We start from the raw sequence: 565 nt of genomic DNA, 5'->3' as shown, positions 1-565 counted from the left end.
TTTGGCCTGCCTGACAATCGCCGGATATTCTTCTCTCATCCATGACTCGACCAGTTCAGGATCGCGCTGGTAAGCGCGCGCCAGCGGCCGCTGAGGCGAAAGCCCGAGCTTCCTGAGCAGCCGGCCAACCGATACCTCGGAAAGCCTGACGTCGAAATGTTCACGAATCAACTCCCGCACCATATCTCGCGTCCACAACGCAAACTCGAACTTCATCTGCATTGGATTCTTCGTTGTGACTGTCTGATAGACAAACCGGATAGCATCGGACGACAGTTTCATTGGCCGGCCCGGGATGGCCTTGGCGCGCAATGCTTCGATTCCTCCTTCGCGCCAGGCCGCCAACCATTCGTAAATACGCGCCCTTGAGAATCCCAGGGTGCGGATTACATCTTCCGGCGACTCACCGGCTTCAACCCGCCTGACCGCGCGAATGCGGATCTCTTCAAGCGTCGCGTGTGAAAGCTGCCGACCATCGTTTTCTCGCATCATGCCTCTCCCCAAGCTCCTTAAAGCTTAGGTCGTGGTGTCGATTTATGTTCGCTTATTTATGCACGGGTTAGTA

At 55.9% G+C, this 565-nt stretch carries 1 protein-coding gene; it reads right to left on the bottom strand.

Annotated elements, in window-relative coordinates; translation table 11 throughout:
• On the bottom strand, positions 1-492 hold a 492-nt coding region (locus tag AWB81_RS44045), incomplete at its 3' end, for an IS630 family transposase (protein WP_144444441.1).
• Between the last annotated feature and the right edge of the window lie 73 nt (positions 493-565).

Source organism: Caballeronia arationis, assembly GCF_001544975.2.
Taxonomy (GTDB): domain Bacteria; phylum Pseudomonadota; class Gammaproteobacteria; order Burkholderiales; family Burkholderiaceae; genus Caballeronia; species Caballeronia arationis.
The sequence above is the reverse complement of the archived record's forward strand: the minus strand, read 5'-3'. Positions and strand labels throughout refer to the sequence as shown.